This window comes from Methylocapsa sp. S129 (assembly GCF_009765995.1).
Classification (GTDB): domain Bacteria; phylum Pseudomonadota; class Alphaproteobacteria; order Rhizobiales; family Beijerinckiaceae; genus Roseiarcus.
This window is the reverse complement of record NZ_LMUI01000025.1, coordinates 1-660: the sequence shown is the minus strand read 5'-3', so window position 1 is coordinate 660 and position 660 is coordinate 1. Positions and strand designations below refer to the sequence as shown.

Below are 660 nucleotides of genomic sequence, written 5' to 3'. Positions count from 1 at the left end.
CGATCGCGACCGTCCAGGACTGGGGCCTGCGGGCGATGGCAAGAGCCTTGGTTTCTTCCTTCATCCGGTTGTGGCGATTGACGCCGCCGATGAGGCTGTTCTTGGCGTCGCGGGCGCGCGGATCTGGACGCGCGGCATGGACAAGGTCAAGGAGCGGCAGAAGCGGCATCTTGAGGACAAGGAATCGGAACGCTGGCTCGAAGGCGCCCAAACCGCCGCCACCGTTCTGGCCCCAGCAGCGCGCATTGTCGTGGTCGGCGACCGCGAAAGCGACATCTACCAGATATTCACCCGCAAGCCCGCCAACGTCGACCTCATCGTGCGTGCGCGAGGGAACCGTAAGCTGGCCGATGGCGGTCTGCTGTTCGAGACCGGCGCCGGGCTTACGCCCGCTGTCGAAATGCCCGTCAAGGTCGCGCCGCGCCAGCCGCGCATACCGGGAGACAATGGCCGCGTGGCGCGCGTGGCGGTGTCGTTTGGACAGGTGACGATCGCCAAGCCCAAAACCGGCCGGGCCACGCCCGACGCCAAGCAGGTCACCCTCCATCTGGTCGTGGCGCGCGAGATGGGCGAGCCCTCCCGGGGCTTGACCGGAGGATCGGAGCCGCCGCTCTTATGGCGACTGTTGACCACCATGCCGGTCGAAACGATCGAGGACGC

General features: G+C 67.0%; 1 pseudogene. It reads left to right on the top strand.

Annotated elements, in window-relative coordinates:
* Positions 1–660 (top strand): annotated as a pseudogene (locus GSQ90_RS16235) (hypothetical protein); the annotation flags it as partial.